The sequence below is a fragment of the Prauserella sp. PE36 genome, from assembly GCF_003311655.1.
Lineage (GTDB): Bacteria > Actinomycetota > Actinomycetes > Mycobacteriales > Pseudonocardiaceae > Prauserella_A > Prauserella_A endophytica.
The window spans coordinates 78,884-98,464 of record NZ_QEQT01000048.1 but is presented as its reverse complement, the minus strand read 5'-3'; the positions used below and the strand labels follow the sequence as shown (position 1 = coordinate 98,464).

General features: G+C 71.9%; 29 protein-coding genes. 10 read left to right on the top strand and 19 right to left on the bottom strand.

Annotated features, from left to right (window positions below; translation table 11 throughout):
* Positions 1–88 precede the first annotated feature (88 nt).
* Genes DI005_RS10025 through DI005_RS10015 form a run of 3 tightly spaced genes read right to left on the bottom strand, consistent with a single transcriptional unit; the run spans position 89 to position 1,517 of the window.
* Positions 89–706: a maleylpyruvate isomerase family mycothiol-dependent enzyme gene (locus tag DI005_RS10025; RefSeq protein WP_113641963.1), complete on the bottom strand. Its 618-nt coding sequence runs from the start codon at positions 704–706 to the stop codon at positions 89–91.
* An 11-nt stretch (positions 707–717) separates the two neighbouring features.
* Positions 718–1,191, bottom strand: coding sequence for an SRPBCC family protein (locus tag DI005_RS10020; protein ID WP_113641945.1), 474 nt, complete (start codon positions 1,189–1,191; stop codon positions 718–720).
* Positions 1,192–1,196: 5 nt separating this feature from the next.
* A complete protein-coding gene (locus DI005_RS10015; protein WP_113641944.1) occupies positions 1,197–1,517 on the bottom strand; it encodes a helix-turn-helix transcriptional regulator in 321 nt (106 codons plus the stop codon).
* Between the two features lie 179 nt (positions 1,518–1,696).
* On the opposite strand from DI005_RS10015, the gene DI005_RS10010 reads away from it, so the two are divergent.
* The 3 genes from DI005_RS10010 to DI005_RS10000 all read left to right on the top strand — a co-directional run bounded on the left by DI005_RS10010 (position 1,697) and on the right by DI005_RS10000 (position 4,168).
* Entirely contained in the window at positions 1,697–2,341 is a 645-nt protein-coding gene (locus DI005_RS10010) for an alpha/beta hydrolase (RefSeq protein WP_112270664.1), read from the top strand.
* A 26-nt stretch (positions 2,342–2,367) separates the two neighbouring features.
* Positions 2,368–3,150, top strand: a complete 783-nt coding sequence (locus DI005_RS10005) for an alpha/beta fold hydrolase (RefSeq protein WP_113641943.1) — start codon at positions 2,368–2,370, stop codon at positions 3,148–3,150.
* 226 nt (positions 3,151–3,376) lie between these two features.
* Entirely contained in the window at positions 3,377–4,168 is a 792-nt protein-coding gene (locus tag DI005_RS10000) for a bifunctional 2-polyprenyl-6-hydroxyphenol methylase/3-demethylubiquinol 3-O-methyltransferase UbiG (RefSeq protein WP_113641942.1), read from the top strand.
* An 84-nt stretch (positions 4,169–4,252) separates the two neighbouring features.
* On the opposite strand, the gene DI005_RS09995 is transcribed toward DI005_RS10000, so the two are convergent.
* Positions 4,253–4,693 carry a DUF6292 family protein gene (locus DI005_RS09995; RefSeq protein WP_137093884.1) on the bottom strand — a complete coding sequence of 147 codons (441 nt, stop codon included), beginning with the start codon at positions 4,691–4,693 and terminating at the stop codon, positions 4,253–4,255.
* A 104-nt stretch (positions 4,694–4,797) separates the two neighbouring features.
* Between DI005_RS09995 and DI005_RS09990 the strand changes: the two genes are divergently transcribed.
* On the top strand, positions 4,798–5,157 hold the full coding sequence (locus DI005_RS09990) for a helix-turn-helix domain-containing protein (RefSeq protein ID WP_369973568.1): 360 nt from the start codon (positions 4,798–4,800) through the stop codon (positions 5,155–5,157).
* A 7-nt stretch (positions 5,158–5,164) separates the two neighbouring features.
* Entirely contained in the window at positions 5,165–5,587 is a 423-nt protein-coding gene (locus tag DI005_RS09985) for a hypothetical protein (protein ID WP_199542696.1), read from the top strand.
* A gap of 44 nt (positions 5,588–5,631) precedes the next feature.
* Here the strand turns inward: DI005_RS09985 and DI005_RS09980 are convergent, their stop codons facing one another.
* Positions 5,632–6,027, bottom strand: coding sequence for a DUF4383 domain-containing protein (locus DI005_RS09980; protein WP_137093882.1), 396 nt, complete (start codon positions 6,025–6,027; stop codon positions 5,632–5,634).
* Positions 6,028–6,323: 296 nt separating this feature from the next.
* Here DI005_RS09980 and DI005_RS09975 point away from each other — a divergent pair, with 296 nt between their 5' ends.
* The 3 genes from DI005_RS09975 (at position 6,324) to DI005_RS09965 (ending at position 10,794) form a co-directional block, all read left to right on the top strand.
* Positions 6,324–6,998, top strand: coding sequence for an IclR family transcriptional regulator (locus DI005_RS09975; RefSeq protein WP_112270281.1), 675 nt, complete (start codon positions 6,324–6,326; stop codon positions 6,996–6,998).
* A 118-nt stretch (positions 6,999–7,116) separates the two neighbouring features.
* Complete coding sequence (locus DI005_RS09970) at positions 7,117–9,429, top strand: cytochrome P450/oxidoreductase (protein WP_113641941.1); 2,313 nt, start codon at positions 7,117–7,119, stop codon at positions 9,427–9,429.
* A 33-nt stretch (positions 9,430–9,462) separates the two neighbouring features.
* A complete protein-coding gene (locus tag DI005_RS09965; RefSeq protein WP_113641940.1) occupies positions 9,463–10,794 on the top strand; it encodes an MFS transporter in 1,332 nt (443 codons plus the stop codon).
* Between the two features lie 257 nt (positions 10,795–11,051).
* Here the strand turns inward: DI005_RS09965 and DI005_RS09960 are convergent, their stop codons facing one another.
* Positions 11,052–11,267, bottom strand: a complete 216-nt coding sequence (locus DI005_RS09960) for a hypothetical protein (protein WP_112270278.1) — start codon at positions 11,265–11,267, stop codon at positions 11,052–11,054.
* A 54-nt stretch (positions 11,268–11,321) separates the two neighbouring features.
* Positions 11,322–12,071 carry a nucleotidyltransferase domain-containing protein gene (locus DI005_RS09955; protein ID WP_113641939.1) on the bottom strand — a complete coding sequence of 250 codons (750 nt, stop codon included), beginning with the start codon at positions 12,069–12,071 and terminating at the stop codon, positions 11,322–11,324.
* 44 nt (positions 12,072–12,115) lie between these two features.
* Between DI005_RS09955 and DI005_RS09950 the strand changes: the two genes are divergently transcribed.
* Both DI005_RS09950 and DI005_RS09945 read left to right on the top strand, forming a co-directional pair.
* Entirely contained in the window at positions 12,116–12,784 is a 669-nt protein-coding gene (locus tag DI005_RS09950; RefSeq protein ID WP_113641938.1) for a formylglycine-generating enzyme family protein, read from the top strand.
* A gap of 48 nt (positions 12,785–12,832) precedes the next feature.
* Positions 12,833–13,702, top strand: coding sequence for a 3-hydroxybutyryl-CoA dehydrogenase (locus tag DI005_RS09945; protein ID WP_112270272.1), 870 nt, complete (start codon positions 12,833–12,835; stop codon positions 13,700–13,702).
* Positions 13,703–13,849: 147 nt separating this feature from the next.
* Here DI005_RS09945 and DI005_RS09940 read toward each other — a convergent pair whose 3' ends face one another.
* The 12 genes from DI005_RS09940 to DI005_RS09885 all read right to left on the bottom strand — a co-directional run bounded on the left by DI005_RS09940 (position 13,850) and on the right by DI005_RS09885 (position 19,468).
* Positions 13,850–14,356, bottom strand: coding sequence for a pyridoxamine 5'-phosphate oxidase family protein (locus DI005_RS09940; protein WP_113641937.1), 507 nt, complete (start codon positions 14,354–14,356; stop codon positions 13,850–13,852).
* Positions 14,357–14,378: 22 nt separating this feature from the next.
* Positions 14,379–14,861, bottom strand: a complete 483-nt coding sequence (locus tag DI005_RS09935) for a nitroreductase family deazaflavin-dependent oxidoreductase (protein WP_113641936.1) — start codon at positions 14,859–14,861, stop codon at positions 14,379–14,381.
* 87 nt (positions 14,862–14,948) lie between these two features.
* Positions 14,949–15,551 carry an alkaline shock response membrane anchor protein AmaP gene (locus tag DI005_RS09930; RefSeq protein ID WP_113641935.1) on the bottom strand — a complete coding sequence of 201 codons (603 nt, stop codon included), beginning with the start codon at positions 15,549–15,551 and terminating at the stop codon, positions 14,949–14,951.
* On the bottom strand, positions 15,548–16,084 hold the full coding sequence (locus DI005_RS09925; protein ID WP_113641934.1) for a DUF6286 domain-containing protein: 537 nt from the start codon (positions 16,082–16,084) through the stop codon (positions 15,548–15,550). The genes DI005_RS09930 and DI005_RS09925 overlap by 4 nt, the downstream gene beginning before the upstream one ends.
* Positions 16,085–16,096: 12 nt before the next feature.
* Positions 16,097–16,453: an Asp23/Gls24 family envelope stress response protein gene (locus DI005_RS09920; protein WP_112270262.1), complete on the bottom strand. Its 357-nt coding sequence runs from the start codon at positions 16,451–16,453 to the stop codon at positions 16,097–16,099.
* Positions 16,450–16,626 carry a hypothetical protein gene (locus DI005_RS09915; RefSeq protein WP_110336139.1) on the bottom strand — a complete coding sequence of 59 codons (177 nt, stop codon included), beginning with the start codon at positions 16,624–16,626 and terminating at the stop codon, positions 16,450–16,452. Before DI005_RS09915 ends, DI005_RS09920 begins: the two co-directional genes overlap by 4 nt.
* Positions 16,627–16,654: 28 nt before the next feature.
* Positions 16,655–16,936 carry a hypothetical protein gene (locus DI005_RS09910; protein WP_228713700.1) on the bottom strand — a complete coding sequence of 94 codons (282 nt, stop codon included), beginning with the start codon at positions 16,934–16,936 and terminating at the stop codon, positions 16,655–16,657.
* Entirely contained in the window at positions 16,933–17,253 is a 321-nt protein-coding gene (locus tag DI005_RS09905; RefSeq protein WP_113641933.1) for a hypothetical protein, read from the bottom strand. The genes DI005_RS09910 and DI005_RS09905 overlap by 4 nt, the downstream gene beginning before the upstream one ends.
* 3 nt (positions 17,254–17,256) lie before the next feature.
* On the bottom strand, positions 17,257–17,724 hold the full coding sequence (locus tag DI005_RS09900; protein ID WP_112270258.1) for an Asp23/Gls24 family envelope stress response protein: 468 nt from the start codon (positions 17,722–17,724) through the stop codon (positions 17,257–17,259).
* Positions 17,725–17,750: 26 nt separating this feature from the next.
* On the bottom strand, positions 17,751–18,206 hold the full coding sequence (locus DI005_RS09895; RefSeq protein WP_112270257.1) for an Asp23/Gls24 family envelope stress response protein: 456 nt from the start codon (positions 18,204–18,206) through the stop codon (positions 17,751–17,753).
* Between the two features lie 123 nt (positions 18,207–18,329).
* Complete coding sequence (locus tag DI005_RS09890) at positions 18,330–18,905, bottom strand: Asp23/Gls24 family envelope stress response protein (protein ID WP_113641932.1); 576 nt, start codon at positions 18,903–18,905, stop codon at positions 18,330–18,332.
* On the bottom strand, positions 18,896–19,468 hold the full coding sequence (locus DI005_RS09885; protein WP_112270255.1) for an RNA polymerase sigma factor: 573 nt from the start codon (positions 19,466–19,468) through the stop codon (positions 18,896–18,898). Before DI005_RS09885 ends, DI005_RS09890 begins: the two co-directional genes overlap by 10 nt.
* Positions 19,469–19,581: the final 113 nt, after the last annotated feature.

Here is a 19,581-nt window from a genome sequence, read left to right as displayed (position 1 = left end):
TCCGTGCGTTTTTGACCGGCGCTAGAAAGGGACCGGGGCGCGAAGGCCCCTACAGGGCCGAGCCGTATAGGTCGTTATACACTTCGCTTCACCAGCGGCGACTGCGGCGCTTCAGCTCCGCCTGCCCCTCGCCGGACAGCTCGTCGACCACACTCGCCCTCCCCGCGATCGCCAGGAGCAACGCCTCGGCCTTGCCACGCACCTCCGGTCCCCTGCCGTGCGTCCAGTCCAGGTCGGTCGCGACCAGCCGTAGCCCCCGCGCTCGCAGCGCCCCGCGGATGACGGGTGCGTACAGCGCGAACGGGAGCGCCTGCCGGAGCCGCTCGGCCGGAACCTCCCTCGGCAGCCCGAGCGGCCTGCGGATGTCCTGGTGGTGGATGAGGCCGTCGACGAGGCCGATCCGGCCGCCGAAGGCCGCGGTGAGTCCCCTCGGCGTGAGATGCCGAGCCAGCAGGGCGCGCAGCTCCTCCGGGTCGTGCGCCCCGTTGTCCGCGAGCCCGACGGCGTTGATCCGGCCCGGGGTGAAGCGCCCCCTCACGAGGCGTCGCAGGAGCCCCCGGCCGTCCAGCTCCTCGTAGCTGAGCAGGTGCGCCACCACGTCACGGACCCGCCAGCCCGCGCACAGCGACGGCACCTCCCACTGCTCGGGCGTCAGCGTCGCCAGCAGGTCGGCGAGGTCGGCACGTTCGGCGCGCGCCAGGGCCATCACGTCCACGGTCAGGCCGCCAGAGCCACGAACGCGGCCAGCGTGCCGTCCCAGCCGCCGGGCGAGTCGAAGACCGCGTACATCGCCCCGGCCTGGTCGCCGTACCGCTCCAGGTGCCGGTGGCGCAGCTCCAGCAGCGTCCGGCCGCCGGGCTCCTCGGTGAACGTGACCTCGACCTCGGTCTCCAGGTCCGGGTCGAACTTCCAGTCCGCGCCGATCTGCCAGAGCAGCACCACGCGGCCCGTTGGCGTCCACTCCGCGACACGGCCCCAGTCGCACTCGGAACCGTCGGCTCCCCGCTCGAACCAGCGACCGCCCTCGCGCGGCTCCACCACCACCTCGGCGAGCGCCGAGGAGCCGATCGAATGCTCCGAGGGCCAGAACTCGGTCATCCGGGCCGTGAACAGCGTGAAGGCCCGCTGTGGGGTGAGCGGGACGCTCACCTGCCGGTGGACCATTATCTCCGTGCCGGATTCGGCGCTCATGCCGGTCACTCCTTCCGCTCGGCCTCGGCTTCGGCGAGGCGCGCGAAGTTGTCCAGGGCGCTGCCCCAGAACCCGTCCAGGTACTCCCGCACGACCGCGAGGCCGGCGGAGTCGATGCGGTACAGCCGCCGCGTGCCCACCGAGGACTCCGTCACCAGCCCGGCCTCCTTGAGCACACGCAGGTGCTGGGACACGGCAGGGCGCGAGATCGGCAGCCGGTCCGCGAGCACGCCCACGGCCAGCGGCCCCCCGGTCAACCGCTCCAGGATGGCGCGCCGGTTGGCGTCGCCGAGTGCGTCGAGGACGGCGGAGGCGGACACGCTCATACCGGTAAGTCTGAACGAACGGTAAGCCGTAGTCAACCGTTCGTCCAGACTTACCGATGTGCGGTCGTGCCGGACGCGTGCCATGGCGCCACGTGCTGCACGCCTCGTCGTCCGGGCTCGTGCCGCACGCCGCGCGCCTGGAAGGTCCCTGCCGACGCCCTCCGCCTAGGGTCGTGTTCATGAACCCGCACCTGGCTCAGCCGCCCGAGTTCGCGGGCGCTCCGTTCACCACCGCCCGCCTGGCGGCCCTCGTCGTACACGGCCGTGGCCAGGACCCCGGGTTCATGCGCGGTGTCCTCGACCGCATCGGGCTCGACGGCGTCGCCTGCGTGCTGCCGCGCGCGGCCGGGAACACGTGGTACCCGGCGAGCTTCCTCGAACCGCTGGAGGCGAACCAGCCGAGGCTCGACCAGGCGCTGGAGGCGTGCACGCGGATGCTGGACACCCTGCGCGACAACGGCTTCGGGCCCGAACGCACCGTACTGCTCGGCTTCTCCCAGGGCGCGTGCCTGCTCGCCGAGCACCTGGTCCGCCACCCACGCCGCTACGCCGGGGCCGCACTGCTCACCGGAGGCTACGTCGGGCCGCCCGGCGCGCCGCGCACGGCGCCGGGCGACCTCGCGGGCACGCCCGTGTTCCTCGGCAGCAGCCGTTACGACGAGTGGGTCCCGCTCGAGCGCGTCACCGAGACCGCGCGGCTCCTGCGTGAGCTGGGCGGCGACGTGACCACCGAGACCTACGACGACCGCGAGCACCTCGTGAGCGACCGGGCTGTCGCGGGCGCCCGGCGCGTGATCGAGAACGCGCTCCCGGCTCCGGGCTGAAGCGGGTCCGCTTTGTACGATCGCGTGTGCCCTACGCGCGAACCACCGACGACACGGCCCTGTACTACGAGGTCCACGGCGAGGGTGAGCACACGCTGCTCCTGCTGGCCGGGCAGTCCAACAGCCACCACTGGTGGGACTGCGCGCGCCCGGACTTCGACGCGGTGTTCCGCACCGTCGTGCTCGACTACCGCGGCATCGGCCGCAGCGGCAAACCGGACACCAACTCCTACAGCACCCGAGGTTTCGCGGCCGACGCGCTCGCCGTTCTCGACCACCTCGGAGCCGGGCGCGTGCACGTGTACGGCACGTCGATGGGCGGCCGGGTCGCGCAGTGGCTCGCCGCCGACCACCCCGAGCGGGTGCGCCGGCTCGTGCTCGGCTGCACCTCCCCCGGCGCGCCCCACGGCGTCGAACGCGACGACGAGGTGCGCCGCGCGCTCGCCCAGCCCGACGCGAGGGCGGCCCGGCGGGCACTGCTGGAGCTGATGTACACACCGGAGTGGCTGGCCACCCATCCCGGTCCCTACAACACGATCGGCGAGCGCGGCACACCCGGCCACGTGCTGCGCCGCCACCGCAGAGCCAGCGCCGACCACGACAGCTGGGCGGCGCTGCCCGCCATCGCCGCGCCGACGCTCGTGGTGCACGGCACCGACGACCGCTTCAACCCCACGGCGAACGCGCCGCTGCTCGCCAAGCGCATCCCGGATGCCCGCATGGAGCTGATCGAGGGCGCCCGGCACGCCTACTTCGAGGAGTTCCGCGCCGTGGCGAGCCCGCTGGTGCTGGATTTCCTCACCGTGTGAACCCGGCATCGTCCGCGCGCGTCGCGTACCAGGACCCACCCGGGGAAGGCGCCCCGACGCTGCGGCGAGGCCGAGCACGAGCCCGAGGCGGCCGCGGCGACCCGGCGTGCCAGCCGACCCGACGTCGAAGCCCCCTGAAGGCACAGTGAGGCGAGAGCGGCGACGCGCTCGCGTGGTAGGCGCAAGTTCGGCGTAACGGACAAACCGCTTACAACGACCAACCGGCATGACAATCTTCGCGATCAAGCGCGCTGCCGGACTGGGGCTCGCCTCGCTACAGCGCCTCCTCACGGCGGCGGGCTTGCGCCAGTCGGACCGCGCGCTCGCCGCCGACGCCCAGCGTTACTGGGACGACCCGGCCGACGAGAACTGGGCCGCGAACTCGCACTTCCGCGCCGCCATGGGCGACGACCTGTGGTTGCGCATGGGCAAGGAGCACCTGGCCGTCGTCGACAAGGCAGCCGGCGCGGTCGGGTTCGACCGGCAGCCGGACACGGTCCTGGACTGGGGCTGCGGCGGTGGCGCCAACGCCGTCGCGCTGGCGTCGCGCTGCGAGCGGCTCATCGGCCTGGACGTGAGCCGCGCGGCGCTCGCGGAGACCGAACGCCAGCTGCGGGCGAATACCGCGGCGAGCTTCCAGCCGGTGCGGGTGGACGTCGGCAAGCCCGAGGCCGTGCTCGACCAGGTGGACCGTCAGAGCGTCGACCTGATCGTCTCCTTCTACGTGTTCGAGCTGATCCCCAGCCCGGCCTACGGCGAGCGCCTGCTGCGGATCATGTACCAGCTGCTCGCGCCGGGCGGCATGGCCGTCATCCAGATCAAGTACGCGACCGGCTTCGGCACCACGGCGCGTGGCTGGGGCTACCGGCGCGGCCTCGCGGAGATGACCACCTACCGCGCGGAGGTCTTCTGGCAGCTCGCCGAGGAGGCTGGTTTCGCCGACATCGCCCTGGTCAACCTGGTCGCACGCAACGAGCTGGACTCCCGGTACGCCTACTTCGCCCTCAAGCGGCCATGACCGCGGGCCCCGGCACCGAACGCGCAACTCGGCGCCCGGAACGCACGACTCGCGGCCCTGAGCGTACGACTCGCGGTCCGGCGGCTACACCCGTGCGAGCCCGGTGAGCGCCCTCGCGGGTTCGGCGTACTCGGCGAGCAGCATCGGGAGGTCGTCGGTCATGTGGGCATCCCGCAGCGCGGGCGGTTCGGGCGGGCCGGGCAGTTCGCCCGCGAACAGCCGCTCGGTGAACTTCGCGACGACCCTCGGCGGCGGGAGTATCCGGTCACCGAGATAGGCGAGCACCAGCAGGTCCTCGCCGCAGCGCGACTCCACCGCGCCCGCCCAGCCGTTCTCCTCGTCCCAGATCAGCGCGACGTCCCGGTCGGCGAAGCCGGGAAGCTGCCCGCTCAGCGCGACGTACGCGCTCACCGGCGTCTCCAGCTGCACGTACGAGCCCTGGCCGGTCAGGCCGAGCGCATCCTCCACCAGACGGACGTACCGGCGCAATCCCCTCGCGGGTGCGCTGTGTGATTCCAGATCCATTTTCCGTCCCCGAGCAGGTTCCTCGAAAGATCGACCACACCTGAGAAAATCTATAGTTCGAACTACAGATTGAGTCAAGTCTGTTGTCTAGATACCCTGGCTACGTGGATGTAAACCGGTTGGATGACGAGGACTATCCGGCCTGGACCATGGGCCAGGCCGCCGACGCGCTCGAGGTGCAGCCCGCGTTCCTGCGGAGTCTCGACGCGGCCGACGTCGTCCAGCCGCACCGCTCGGCGGGCGGACACCGCCGCTACACGCGGCGGCAGCTCCGGCTGGCCGCGCGCATGCGAGAGCTGTTCGACAACGGCATGACGCTGGCCGCGGCCGAGCGCATCGTGCGGCTGGAGGACGAGCTCGCGGAGTCACAGGCGGAGAACCAGGAGCTACGCCGCAGGCTGGGCGAGCGGGACGGCGGCAATGGGTCCGGTTCGAGTGAGGGAGCGAAGACGCGAAAGGACTGAGGGGACGATGGCACTGCAGAACGTCTGGATCCGCACGCTCGGCGACGGGCTGATCCGCGCCGACCAGGTGATCGGGATCGGGAGCCGCCGCACGCCCGCGCTGGCGGGCAAGCCCGGCCGGTGGCTGGTCACGGCGGCGCTCGCGGCGCCGGCGGGCAGCGGCACGGCCGACGGCTGGGAGGTGACGAACCTGCACCGCACCCTTGCACAGGCAGACCAGGAACCGCGGCTGGCGCCCGAGGCGCTGGCACGCCTGCTCTCCGAGCTGAGTGCCACCGGCGCGGCCGGGCTGATCACGCCGGCCGTCTGCGGTCCCGACCGCGGCGAGGTGCGCTTCGACTTCACCCCGTTCGACACCGGCGAGGCGCGCGGCGGAGGTCCCGCGCTCAGCACGGCGGCCCGGATCCCGGACGCCGTGCCGGTCGGTTAGGAACAGGCCCCCGGTGAAGGGCCGGGCCCTTCACCGGGAAGCGGTCAGTCCGCGGTCAGCCGTGGGGACACGATCGTCGCGAGCAGCAACGCGACGATCGCCACGCCGAGGTGCACGAGGTTGTCCACGGGGTCGAGGCCGAGCAGGCTGAGCGGCTGTTGTCGCCCGCCGAACACGCCGACGAACCACAGCACCAGGAAGGCGACGCCGACGCCGCGCAGGAAACGCTGCGCGCCGGGCACGGTCCGCGAGATGTTCCAGCCCCAGACACCGAGGCCGGCGTACGCGAGGCTCTGCGCGAACGACAGCTGCGGAAGCTCGGAGACGACCAGTGACGCGAGCCCGGTGACCGCGGCGAGCAGGAACGCCGCCGACATCACGGCGGCCACCGCGGGCAGCTGCCCGGCACGGGTGATCTCGGCCCTCACAACGCGGGACAACTCTCCCTCCTCTTTTCCAGGGCAACACGAATCGCCCGAACGAAGAAAACAAGTGTGATCAAGACGGCGAGCGCGCACCGGCGGTGAGTGCTCGGCCGCGTCGCTCGTATCTCCAGGTATAGCACGAGAAACCCCACGACGCCGCCCGGCCCGCCGGTGAGGTGATCCGACCGTTAAACCGTCCTGAATGGACACTGAATGCGCCGGGCCGGGCGCGGCGGAGATCCACCGGCCAGTGGCGCGTCCGGCACGCAGTAAGGTCGGCGGAGTACCGGCGGAGAAGGGGGCCCGAGCGCATGAGCACGCTGCAGACGCTGGACCGGGGTTTGCGCGCGCTCGAGGTGATCTCGCACTCCCCCGCCGGCATCTCCGTCGCCGAGCTGGCCAAGGAGCTCGGCATCCACCGGGCCATCTGCTACCGCATCGTCGCGACGCTGGAGGAGCACCTGCTCGTGTCCCGCACCGACGAAGGGCGGGTCCGGCTCGCGGTGGGTGTGGCCGTGCTGGCCTCACGGTTCGAGTCCCGGTTCACCGAGGACGCGCGGCCGTTGCTGCACGCGCTCGCCAACGAGACCCACGCGACCGCGTTCATCTCCGCCGCCGAGGGCAAGGACTGCGTGGCCGTGCTCGTCGCCGAGCCGGAGGGGACCGTGCTGACCGTCGGCTACCGCGTCGGCAGCAGGCACCCACTCACGAAGGGCGCCGCGGGCATCGCCATCCTCGCCGCGCGGCCGGAGGACCCGGCCGACCCGGAAGCGGTGCGGCAGGCCCGCCGCGACGGCTACAGCCTCACGCGGGGCGAGCTGGAGCGGGGCGCCGTCGGTATCGCGGCGGGCATCCGCGCCCCCGCCGGCCTCGGCACGGCAGAGCACTGCGTCGGCGTCGTCGCCATCGACGGGCTCGACACCGATCTCGCGGCGGACGCCGTCATGCGCGCCGCCCGTGAGCTGGAGCAGCTGCTCTCCGCCTGAGCCGCAGGCGACCTTCTTGACTCTCCCCTGGCCCCCACTTACTCTCCTTCTGTTCGCTGACAGCGACAATCTGTTCGTTATTAGTAAAACACCAGCTCAGCATCGTGGAGGGCGCAGTATGAGCACAGGGTCGTGCCCGGTCGACCACTCGGCCATGGCAGCCGCGGGCTGCCCCGTGTCGGCCAACGCGGCCGCGTTCGACCCGTTCGGCGAGGCGTACCAGGCGGACCCGCCCGAGGCGGTCCGCTGGTCCCGCGAGGAGGAGCCCGTCTTCTACAGCCCGGAGATCGGTTACTGGGTCGTCACGCGCTATGACGACGTGAAGGCGGTGTTCCGCGACAACGTCCTCTTCTCGCCGTCCATCGCGCTCGAGAAGATCACCCCGGTCTCCGAGGAGGCCACCGCGACGCTCGCGAAGTACGGCTACGCGATGAACCGCACGCTCGTGAACGAGGACGAGCCGGAGCACATGCCAAGGCGGCGCGCGCTGATGGAGCCGTTCACGCCGGAGCACCTCGCCGGCCACGAGCCCATGGTGCGCAAGCTGACCAGGGAGTACGTCGACCGGTTCGTCGACGCGGGCAAGGCCGACCTCGTCGACGAGATGCTCTGGGAGGTCCCGCTCACCGTCGCGCTGCACTTCCTCGGCGTGCCCGAGGAGGACATGGAGACGCTGCGGAGGTACTCCATCGCGCACACCGTCAACACCTGGGGCCGCCCTTCACCGGAGGAGCAGGTGGCGGTGGCCGAGGCCGTGGGCAAGTTCTGGCAGTTCGCGGGCACCGTGGTGGAGAAGCTGCGGCAGGACCCCTCGGGTCCGGGCTGGATGCCGTTCAGCATCCGCGCGCAGCGCGAGCAGCCGGACGTCATCACCGACTCCTACCTGCACTCGATCATGATGGCCGGAATCGTCGCCGCACACGAGACCACGGCCAACGCCGCGGCCAACGCGATCAAGCTGCTGCTGGAGAACCGCTCGGTGTGGGAGGAGCTCTGCGCCGACCCCGCGCTGATCCCCAACGCCGTGGAGGAATGCCTGCGCCACTCCGGCTCCGTCGCCGCATGGCGGCGGCTCGTCACCGCCGACACCACGATCGGCGGGGTGCCGATCCCCCGGGGTGCCAAGTTGCTGATCGTCAACTCCTCGGCAAACCGCGACGAGCGGCACTTCGACAACGCCGACGCCTTCGACATCCGCCGCGAGAACGCCAGCGACCACCTGACCTTCGGCTACGGCAGCCACCAGTGCATGGGCAAGAACCTCGCCCGCATGGAGCTGCAGATCTTCCTGGAGGAGCTGACCACCCGGCTGCCGCACCTCGAGCTGGTGCCCGACCAGGAGTTCACCTACCTGCCCAACACCTCCTTCCGCGGGCCCGACCACCTGTGGGTGCAATGGGACCCCTCGGCCAACCCGGAGCGCAGCGACCCCTCGATCCTGCGGCGGCACCGGCCGGTGCGCATCGGTGAGCCCTCCACCCGAGCCATCACCAGGACGGTCACGGTCGAGTCGGTCGAGCCCGCCGCGGACGGCGTCGTCACGCTTACCCTCACCGACGGGACCGGCAAGCCGCTGCCGGCGTGGTCGCCCGGCGCGCACATCGACCTGGACCTCGACGGGCTGTCCCGCCAGTACTCCCTGTGCGGGGATCCCGCCGACACCCGCCGGTACCGCATCGCGGTGCTGCGCGAGCCGGAGAGCCGCGGCGGTTCCCGCTACGTGCACGAGCGGCTTCGGCCCGGCAGCACGCTGACGCTGCGCGGGCCCCGCAACCATTTCCGGCTCGACCCCGCCGCCCGGCACTACGTCCTCGTCGCGGGCGGCATCGGCATCACGCCGATCATCGCGATGGCCGACCACCTGCGCTCCGCGGGCGCGAGCTACGAGCTGCACTACTGCGGCCGCACGGCGAGCGGGATGGCCCTGCTCGACCGGGCCCGCCGCGACCACGGCGAGCGCCTCACGGTGCACTGTGGCGAGGAGGGAGGACGGCTCGACGTGACCACCCTGGTGGCCGAGGAGAGCGACGGTGTCCAGGTCTACGCGTGCGGGCCGGAGCGGCTGCTGGCCGCGCTGGAGGAGCAGGCGGAGTCCTGGCCCGCCGACACCCTCCACATCGAACACTTCACGAGCATCAAGCGGGAGCTCGATCCCACCGTCGAGCACGGGTTCGACGTGGAGCTGGCCGACTCCGGCCTCACCGTGCACGTGGGCCCCGGTCAGACCGTGCTCGCGGCGCTGCGCGCGGCGAACATCGACATCTCCAGCGACTGCGAGGAAGGTCTCTGCGGCTCGTGCGAGGCGCCGGTGCTCGACGGTGACGTCGACCATCGCGACCTCGTTTTGACCAAGGCGGAGCGGGCCGCCAACACCGTGATGATGACGTGCTGCTCCCGCGCGTGCGGGAGCAAGCTCACCCTCGGCCTCTGAGCCGGTTCCCTCTTTCCAGAAAGGTTCTCGACAATGACGTCACCGGTGGAACACCCGGCCGCGCGCACCGCGCCCGGCGAGCGGGCCGGGTTCCGGCGCGTGCTGGCCGGCAGCATGGCCGGGGCAGTTCTCGAATGGTACGACTTCGCGATCTACGGCATCCTCGCCGCGACCGTGCTGGGTCCGCTCTTCTTCCCCGGCGACAGCGGCATCGTGAAGCTGCTCCTCGCGCTGGCCACCCAGGGGCTCGGCTTCGTCGCCCGCCCGCTCGGCGGCATCGTGTTCGGCCACCTCGGCGACAAGTACGGCCGAAAGCCGATGCTCGTCGTCACCTTCCTCCTGCTCGGCATCTCGACCGCCATGATCGGCTTGCTGCCGACCTACTCCCAGATCGGGCTGTGGGCCACGGTGCTGCTCGTGGTGCTGCGCATGGTGCAGGGCTTCGCGCTCGGCGGTGAGTTCGGCGCCGCCGTGCTCATGGTCAGCGAGTACGGCGAGCCCAAGCGGCGCGGCTTCTGGGCCGCCTGGCCACAGGCCGGCGCTCCGCTCGGCACCGTGCTGGCGACCGTGGTGGTCACGTCCATCGGTGTGCTCTTCCCCAGCGACGCCTTCGACCGCTGGGGCTGGCGCCTCGCCTTCCTCGTCGCCATCCCGCTGCTGATCATCGGCATCTGGATCCGGCGCAGCGTCGAGGAGTCCCCGGTCTTCCGGGCCGCGCAGGCCAGGGCGGAGACCCGGGCCGCCACCGAACGGCGGTCCAGCGTGCTCGAGGCGCTCTCCCGCCCGCGCCCGGTGCTGCACGGCCTCGGGATGCGGCTCGGCGAGAACATCGCCTTCTACATCTACACGGTGTTCGTGATCGCCTACGCCACCACGTCGTTCGGCTACGAGCGCGGCGACGTGATCATGGCGGTCACGTTCGCCTCGCTGGCGCAGTTCCTCGGCATGATCGGCGGCGGGCACTGGTCCGACCGCGTCGGCAGGAAGAAGGCCATGCTCGTGCCCGCCGTGGTGCTGGTGGTGTGGGCGCCGGCGTTCTTCTGGCTGGTGCAGACCGAGAGCCTGCCGATGCTGTGGCTCGGCGTGTGTGTCGGCGCGTTCTTCCACGGCATGCTCGCCGGTACCGAGGCCGCGTGGATCACCGAGTTGTTCCCCACGCGCCACCGCTACGCCGGCGCCTCACTGGTGTTCCAGGGTTCCTCGATCATCGCCGGCGCTCCCGCGCCGCTCATCGCGGTCTGGCTGATCGACTCGTTCGGCGTTGGCACGGTCATCGGCTACCTCGTGCTCACCATGGCGGTCACGGTCGTGGCGGTGGCGACGAGCCGTGAGACGAAGGGCGCCGATCTGGACACCGTCCAATGATTCAGCTCCGACCTCGCCGTAGGAGACCACGGACAGGACGTTCGAGCGCATGGGGACCCAGCGGTGGCCTCCGCGAACGTCAGCCCGGCTAGGCGGCACGGCGAAGGACGTGCCCGCGGCGGAGCCACGCCGGATCCGCCGCGGGCCACCCCGGCACGCCGCCAAGGCCGTCGTGGGGTCGGTGCGCTCGGGCGCCACGGCACGGCCCGGCACCGAAGCGGTGGCCCGGCGATCATCGCGAGCCTGGGCTGAGCGCCTCAGGACTCGGCGAACGCGAGCCCCCTGGCGGCCAGCTCCTCCTCCAGGATCCGGATCGCCTTGGGACCCACACCGTGGATCCTGAGCAGTTCACTGGCCGTGACGCGGGTCAGCTGCTCGTAGCGCGTGTAGCCGTTCAGGGCCAGCTCGCGCGGAGCGACCTTGCCCATCCGCCGGGGGAACTCGGTCGGCGCGACGGTCTCGGATTCCGGCATGCGGGCTCCTTCGGGTCTCGTTTCAGGTCGCGAACGTAGCAGCCACCACCGACATCACGTGGCCGCGTCGAACAGCTTCCCGGCCGCTGTGATCGCCTCCGCGAGTGCCTCCGGTTCGGCGCGCAGCGCGCCAACGATGGCGTCGATGTCGCGCAGGCCCGCGCGCGAGATGAGCCGCTTCTCGTTGGTGACCCACTCGCCGCGCGCGGCGAGGACGGCGTGTGCCGTCTCCGCGGCGGCGGTGGCCAGCGCGCCGGCGACCTCGGTGACCTGGCCGCGCGGGGCGAAGCCGCCGCGCGCGTACCCGAGGGTCAGCGCGGCCCGGCCCCGCCACATCGCCGGGGCGGTCCTCTTCAGCGCCTCGGGGTAGGCGGGCCTGGGCAGGACACCGTGCAGCACCCGGGCCAGCGCGAGCTCGGCGGCCACCAGGTAGCTGGGTATCCCGGCGAGGTGGAACATCAGCGGCTCCCAGTGGAACCGCCCCTGCTCCGCTTCGGCCAGCTCGTGCTCGACGACCTCCAGGTCGCGGTAGTGGACGTCGGTGTGGCGGCCGTCGATCGTCAGCCAGGCGCCGCCGTTGAAGACACCGCCACCCCACGCGCCGAGTTCGGTCACCTCCCCCTCCCAGCCGATCGCGCGCAGGTCGGCCGGGTCGAAGCCGCCGCGGTAGTACACGGCGAAATCCCAGTCGCTTTCCGGGCTGTGCGTCCCCTCGGCCCGCGAGCCGCCGAGGGTCACCGCGTGCACGCCGGGCAGCGCGGCCAGTCGTTCGACGACGTGGCCCTGGAACGCCTCGTCGTCCATTCTGCTTCGGTTCTCGTCCGGTCCCACAGTTAAGATCATCCACCATGGACCTCTCCGCGGGACACGCGATGATCGCTGTCCCGCCGGGGCGGGTGTCCCTGTCCGACCGCCGGAGCGCGAGCAGCTGGGCCGTCGACGTCGGCGGGTATCTGCTGTCCGCCACCCCGGTGACCCAGGGCGGGTACGAAGCCGTCACGGGGACGCGGCCGAGCACCGCCCGGGGCGAGAGGTTGCCGGTCGAGGGCGTGTCGTGGCTCGACGCTATCCGGTTCTGCGACGCCCTGTCCGTGCGGGAGGGGCTCGCGCCCGCCTACCACGGGGGCGGCGACCCGGTGTGGGACCGGGCCGCCGACGGGTACCGCCTACCGACCGAGGCCGAGTGGGAGCACGCCTGCCGCGCGGGCACCTCGGGCGCGCGGTACGGGCCGCTCGACGAGATCGCCTGGTACCGCGGCAACTCGGGCGAGCGCAGCCACGAGGTCGGTGGCAAACGCCCCAACGACTGGGGCCTGCACGACATGCTGGGCAACGTGTGGGAGTGGTGCTGGGACGCCTTCGCCGCGCCCGATCATCCCGGCTACCGCGTGCTGCGGGGCGGCGGGTGGTGCGACGAGCACTGGAGTTGCCGGGCCTCGGTCCGCAGGCGCGGCCACCCGGGCTTCCGGATCGACGACGTGGGCTTCCGTATCGCACGGTCCGTCCCCGCCGGATGAGATGTTCCTCGCACCAGAAAAGTCGGAAATCCTACTAATGTCGGCGGCGTGGACGACATCAAGAAGGTAGGCGTGGTCGGCGGCGGGCTCATGGGCTCTGGCATCGCCGAGGTGTGCGCCCGCGCGGGTCTGGACGTGAAGGTCACCGAGGTCGACGCCGCGGCGCTGGACGCGGCCCGCGCCCGCATCGGCGGCTCGCTCGACCGCGCGGTTCGCAACGGCAAGCTCACCGCCGAGGACTCGTCAGCCGCGGCGGACCGCCTCTCCTACACCACCGATCTCGACGAGTTCGCCGACCGCGACCTCGTGGTCGAGGCCGTCGCCGAGCGCGAGGACGTGAAGGCCGACGTGTTCGGCAGGCTCGACAAGATCGTGTCGCGGCCCGACGCCGTGCTCGCCTCCAACACCTCCTCGATCCCGATCATGAAGCTCGCGATGGCCACCGCGAGGCCCGAGCAGGTGGTCGGCATCCACTTCTTCAACCCCGTGCCCGTGCTCCCGCTGGTCGAGCTGATCCCGTCGCTGCTCACCTCGGAGCAGACGGCGGAGCGCGCGTCGGCCTTCGCCACCGGCGTGCTCGGCAAGACGGTGGTGCGCGCGCAGGACCGCGCCGGGTTCGTCGTCAACGCCCTGCTGATCCCCTACCTGCTCTCGGCGATCCGCATGCTCGAGTCCGGTTTCGCCGACGCCGAGGACATCGACAACGGCATGATGCACGGCTGCGCCCACCCCATGGGACCGCTGCGCCTGACCGACCTGATCGGCCTCGACACCACCAAGGCCGTCGCCGAGTCGATGTACGCCGAGTTCAAGGAACCGCTGTACGCCCCGCCCCCGCTGCTGCTGCGCATGGTCGACGCCGGGCTGTACGGCAAGAAGTCCGGCCGCGGCTTCTACGACTACACGAAGAAGGGCTGACCCGGCCGCCCTCGCTCACCCGTCGCGTCGCCGCCCGGCCCGATCCGTTGGTTCCCCGGAGGGCCGCGTCAGGTGGTGCCGCTCGCGATGCCTGAATCGCCGTGAATGCCCAGCGACTCCCGTTCACGTGCCTTCGCCGGACGCGACTCAGGAGGGCTCCTGCGCCGTGCTGCCCGCCAGCGGCATCGCGGGCAGGCCCAGTTTGCGGTGGTCCCACGAACGGGTGCGGACCGGGTCGAGCCGGATGACGACCCGCTTGTTCATCATCGCCTCCACGACGGGCCGCACGGACTCGTCGTACGGGCCGGTGTAGCGCTCGTAGACGTCGATCGCCGTCTGCCAGTACTCGTCGGAGCCGGTGTCGTCGATGATCGTGGCCTTGGCCTCGATGGAGACGCCGCGGAGCTGGTCGTAGGTCTCACCGGCCTCGACGAGGACGACGGCGGTGGGGTCGCGCCGCAGGTTCACCGCCTTCTGCGACTTGGCCTTCGTCTCGAAGTAGATCGCGCCGTCGCGGTAGCCGTACCACATCGCGACCAGGTGGGGCACGCCGTTCGCGCCGACGGTCGCGAGCGTCGCGGTGCGGCTGCGGCGCAGGAAGTCGTCGATCTCCTCGGCGGTCATCACGATCTGGGCACGCTGGTTGGCTCCCACGCGTTCGCTCCTCACTGTCCGGTCAACGGGGCTCGAGGATCATGACCGGGATCTCGCGCGACGTCCAGCTCTGGTAGGTCCCGAAGTCGGCGTAGAGGTCCAGCAGAAGGGGCCACAGCGCATCGCGCTCGGCCGCGTCCGCCGTGCGGGCGCGGACCGGGACGAGGTCACCTTTGATCTGCACCGTCGTGTCCGGCGAGGACAGCAGGTTGCGGTACCACTGCGGGTGTTCCGGCCTGCCGCCCTGGGAGGCCACCACGACGACGTCGGCGCCGTCCCGCAGGAAGATCAGCGGCGTGGTGAACACTCTGCCGGAGCGGCGGCCGCGGTGGTCGAGCAGCAGGGTCGGCGCGGGCTTGCGCAGCGCCGCGCCGACGCGCCAGTGGTAGCCGACGCGTCCTCCGCTGCGGCGATAGGCCCAGACATGGCATCGGGACATCCAGCGGAACACCTTCGGCAGCAACGGCGAGTCGAGCGCGCGGGGTCTCGCGGCTGGCAGCGGCATCGCGGCTCGGACCCTCCCGAAGCTAGAACACGTTCTCACTGTCGGGCATGGTGCCAGGTCGGCCCGCGCGACTTCAAGACCGCGGGCTCACCGCACGCGCCGGCGCGGGCTCGCGCCCAGCTCGATGCGCACGGCGACGGGCAGCGTCTCCACGCCGAGCGCCGTCCGCGCCCTCGCGAGCACCTCGGCGTCGAGGTCCCGCCAAACCCGCCGCAGGTCCGTGCCCTCGCGCAGCCAGACCTGCAGCCGCAGCGCGGGTTCGCCGGGATCCCCCACGGAGCGGACCTTGGCCTTGGTGACGCCGTCGACCGCCTCGGTGTCGGCCTGCACGGCGGCGGACAGCGCGCCCGCGGTGACGGTCAGCGCGCGACCCTCGGTGCGGTCGAGCCGCAGATCGGGCTTCGCCTCAGGCCGCAGCGACCGGAAGCACCACCACAGTCCGAACACCAGCAGCGCCAGCCCGGCCACGATCGCGACCACGCGCAGCACCACAGGCTCCCGCGCGGCGAGCCACTCGGTCACAGCGGGGTCGAGCACCGGGCGCCGGGCGCGGTAGGTGCCGAACCAGCCGGCACTTAGCACGAGCACGGCCGTTCCGGCGAGCAGGGCGAGCAGCCCGGTGACGAAGGTCAGCGAACGTTCGGTGCCCTGGGAGCGGGCGAGAGCCTTGGCGGAGGCGGGTCTGCTCATCGGCGGTCCCGGGGAGAGTCGACGACGACGGAGATCTTCGGGCGCCGCACCAGCGGCAGGTCGGCGATCAGCCCCGTGACACTCTCGGTCAGGCGCGGCCGCAACTGCTCCTCGCTCTCGAACGTGCTGGACGCCCGCACTCGCACCTTGCGCGCGCTCGCCGTCACGGACGCGGACGTGACGTTGTCCTGCGCCCGCACGTGGGTGCCGACCACGCGGGCCAGCGAACGTGGAGAGGTGGTGACGCTGACGTCGGTGGCCGGATCGGTGAGGCGGACGTCCCTTCGCCGCGCGACGGCCGAGGCCAGCAGCAGGACGAGCCCGCTCACCGCCACGACGACCGCGGCGACACGAACCGAGAAGGAGTCCCAGCCGGTGTTCGCGAGCGCGTCGCGCCAGGCCGGCCACGGCGCCACGAGCGGCACGTCGGCCGGGCGCCACCAGTGCCAGGCGACCTCCAGCGCCAGCAGGGCGCCCGCCCCCGCGACGGCCAGCCCGAGCAGTGTCGACAGTAGACGGACTAGTACACGCACGGCGTCTTCCCCTCAGCTCACCCGCGTGCGTGTCTCGGCCAGCAGCGCGGATACCGTGACGTCGAGCGCACGCACCCGGTACGAGGTGATGCGCTCGACCTCGTCCGTCACGGCCGCGCGCACCCGCTCCACCACCTCGCCGACGGCCGCGGGGTAGCGCAGGGCCAGCTCCAGTGCCAGGTCCACGTCGTTGCCGTGCCCGGAGACCTTCACGCTGGCGCCGCGCAGCCCCGAGCCGAGCCCGGACACCCGGCGCGTGGTGCGCTCGGTCCCGTCCACGCGATCGGCGGCGTGCTCGGCGACCTTGCGCACCACGGCGTGGGCGATCTCCAGCGTGCCGCGCTCCTCCGCAACGGCCGCGCCGGTCACCGGTCCCTGCCCCGGCCGAACAGGTCGGACAGGTCGAGCTCGCCGTCGAGTGCCCTGCCCACGACGAGGCCGATCACACCCACGGCCAGCGTGACCAGAAACGCGGCGAAGCTCTGCGAGGCCGCGAGGCCAAGCACGAGACCGCCGAGCAGACCGGTCTGGGTTGCGTTCATCGTTGTTGATCTCCTCGGTTGTCTCGGTTCATCGGACGCGGCGGTGCCGCCGGCGACGCCGCCACCGCGCGAGCACTCCGGTGATTCCCCCGCGCCGGGTGGTGAACACCACCGGCGCGTCGGACCGGTCGCGGCCCGGGTCCCGCGAGCTCTCGCTCTCGCCGCCGGTCTCGCTCTCGCTCTGGCGGAACCGGGCCACACCGGCGACGAAGACGTCGGGATCGCCGCCGACGTCGGGATGGTGCCGGCGGACGAACGCACGGAACTCTGCCCGCCGTCGCACCTCCCGGCAGCCCGGTTCCGCGGTCACCTGGCCCGCCTCTGCTCCGGCGTGTCCTCGCGGACGTGGACGATGTCGGCGACCTCCACGTTCACCGGCACGGTCCCCGCGATCGCCCGCACCCGCGCGCGCAGGTCGTCGAGCACACCGGGCAGGCTGTCGTCGAGGCGCAGCACCACGCCGAGGTCCACCGGCTCCCCCTCCCCGGTCACGCGAACGCCCACGACCTTGCGACCGGGCAGATGGGTGGCGAGCGTGCCGCGCACGCCGCCGTCGAGCCTCACCACCGAAGGATGGGCGCTGAGGTCCCTGGCGATCGCGTCCGCGAGTCGTTCGGTTGCGCTCATGGTTCACTCCACCCGGGTGCTGGTCTCCTCGACCTCGTCGTCCTCGGGCACGTGGATGTCGTTGACCGCGATGTTGACCTCGATGACCTCGAGGCCGGTGATCTCCTCGACGGTGGTGATCACGTTGCGGCGGACGGCCCTCGCGACGTCGACGATCCGCGCGCCGTACTCCACGACCACGTCGAGGTCGACCGCGGCCTGTTTCTCCCCCACCTCCACCGAAACACCCGACGTGGTCGCGGTGCCCGAGCCGGGAATGCGCTCGCGGATCGCTCCGAAAGCGCGGGACACGCCGCCGCCCAGCGCGTACACACCGGACACGTCGCGGGCCGCGATACCGGCGACCTTCTGCACCACCGAGGACGCGATGGTGGTCTTGCCGGCCGTGCCGTCCTCGTTCAGCGTGGTCGTGGAACCGGCCCGCGTGGCGGGCGAGGTGCCCGTGTCACCGCTGCTGTTGTTCTGTGCCATGGAACTACTCTCCTCGATCGCTCTGGTCACCGCACACGGCTCAAGGCCGCGCGCTCTCCGTTGTCACCCGGCATGTGGACGTGCTCGACAGCGATGCCGGCCTCGACCGCCTCGAGTCCGGTCAGGTCCTCGACGGCGGCGATGGGGTTCGCGCGGCCGGCCCGCGCCACCGCGGGAATCGGCACGCCGTGGTCGAGCACGACGCGCGTGTCGATCGCCGCCCGCTTCTCGCCGACCCCCACCGACACGCCCTGTCCCGCGCTCGCGCTCGCGCCGGGAACGCGGTCCCGCAGCGCTGCGAGCGCCCTGGTCGCACCACTGCCGAGGCCATGGACACCGGACACCTCGCGCGCGGCCGTTCCGGCTGTCCGGCGGACCACGGTGGTGGCGATGGTCGTGGCGCCCTGGCCGGTCACGAGCAGGCCCGTGCCAGGCCACGCGGCCCGTCTGTCCACAGTGGCCGCCGGTGCGGTGCTCGTCATCGTGCTGACTCCTCGTGCCTGGGACGAACCGGGGTCTGGCACCCCGTCACCCATCACGACACGGGCGGCACCGAAACGTCACGGCTGATCGCGGCGATGTCGCGACGATCACCCGATCAGGTGTCATCTGTCGTCGACATCGGCCACATCGATGTCCAGCACGGAAAGCCGCACCCCGACGCTGGCCGTGCACGCGGCCGCCGCCCGGTGCCGCACCACGGCCAGCAGCTCCGAAAGGTCGGCCCCGTACGTCACGGTCACCGTCAACCGTCCTTCCACGACGGTCGTGCCATCCTCGTCCACGCCGATGGCGCGCAGGAGACACCGGCGCGCGCGCACCCCGTCGATCGCGTCGACGGCGAAGCGCACGACGGCGGCGACGGCCCGATCGCTCACCTCGGTGCGGCCAGGCCGCCCGGCGTCCAGCGGCAGCATCGCGGGGGGCGTCCTCGGTTCAGCCCGCACCGCGGCCATGATCCGCTCGGTCAGGTCGCGCGAGGGCCGCGGCCGTTCGGCCCTCAGCTCGCCGGTGGCGGCACGCAGGTCACCGAGTCCCCGTAGCGCCGTCGAGCAGTGCGGGCAGGTCAGCTCGTGCTCATCGGCCCGGCCCCGCTCGACGGCGTCCAGCCTGTCCCACAGCCCGGCGAGCGACCGGCCACACGGCAGGTCGTAGTCCGCCTCTGGCTGGTTCAGCGCCATGGCCGCATCACCTCCGCGAGCTGGGCCCGGGCGCGGGCGATCCGGCCCCGCACCGCGGCCGTCGTACCACGCACGATCTGGGCGATCTCCTCGTAGGACCGCCCGTGGACCTCCCGCAGTAGCCAGCAGGCCCGCTGCTCGGGAGTCAACCGCTCCAACGCCTCCAGCAAAGCCGCCACCTGGTCGTTGAGCTCGGCCGCCGGCTCCGGCTGGGCCTCCACCCGCCGTGTCGCCGTGGTGTCCGGGTCCACGTCGGCCACCGGACGGCGCGACCGCAGCACGTTGAGGCAACGGTTCGTGGTGGAACGGTACAACCACCCGACGAAGGCGGTGTCCTCGTGCAACTGGCCGAGCCGCCGCCACGCCGTCAGGAACACCTCCTGCACCACGTCCTCGGCCTCGCCCGAACCGGCCAGCATCCGCAGCGCGAGCCGGTACATCGGCCCCTGGTACCGGCGCACGAGCTGCTCGTAGGCGCGCATGTCACCGCCGCGGGCGCGCGCCACCAGCGCCTCGTCGTCGAGCGCCGCCACGGCGCCCGGCACCCCGGTCCCGGCCCTCATCGGCCGGCCGGTCCCCGTCCCGACCTCATCGTGCCTCCCTCGTGCCGCACCCGCCGTCGCAGGTTCAGACACCGTCCCGGGCGAGACGTCACGCACACCGGCGCCAGCATAGG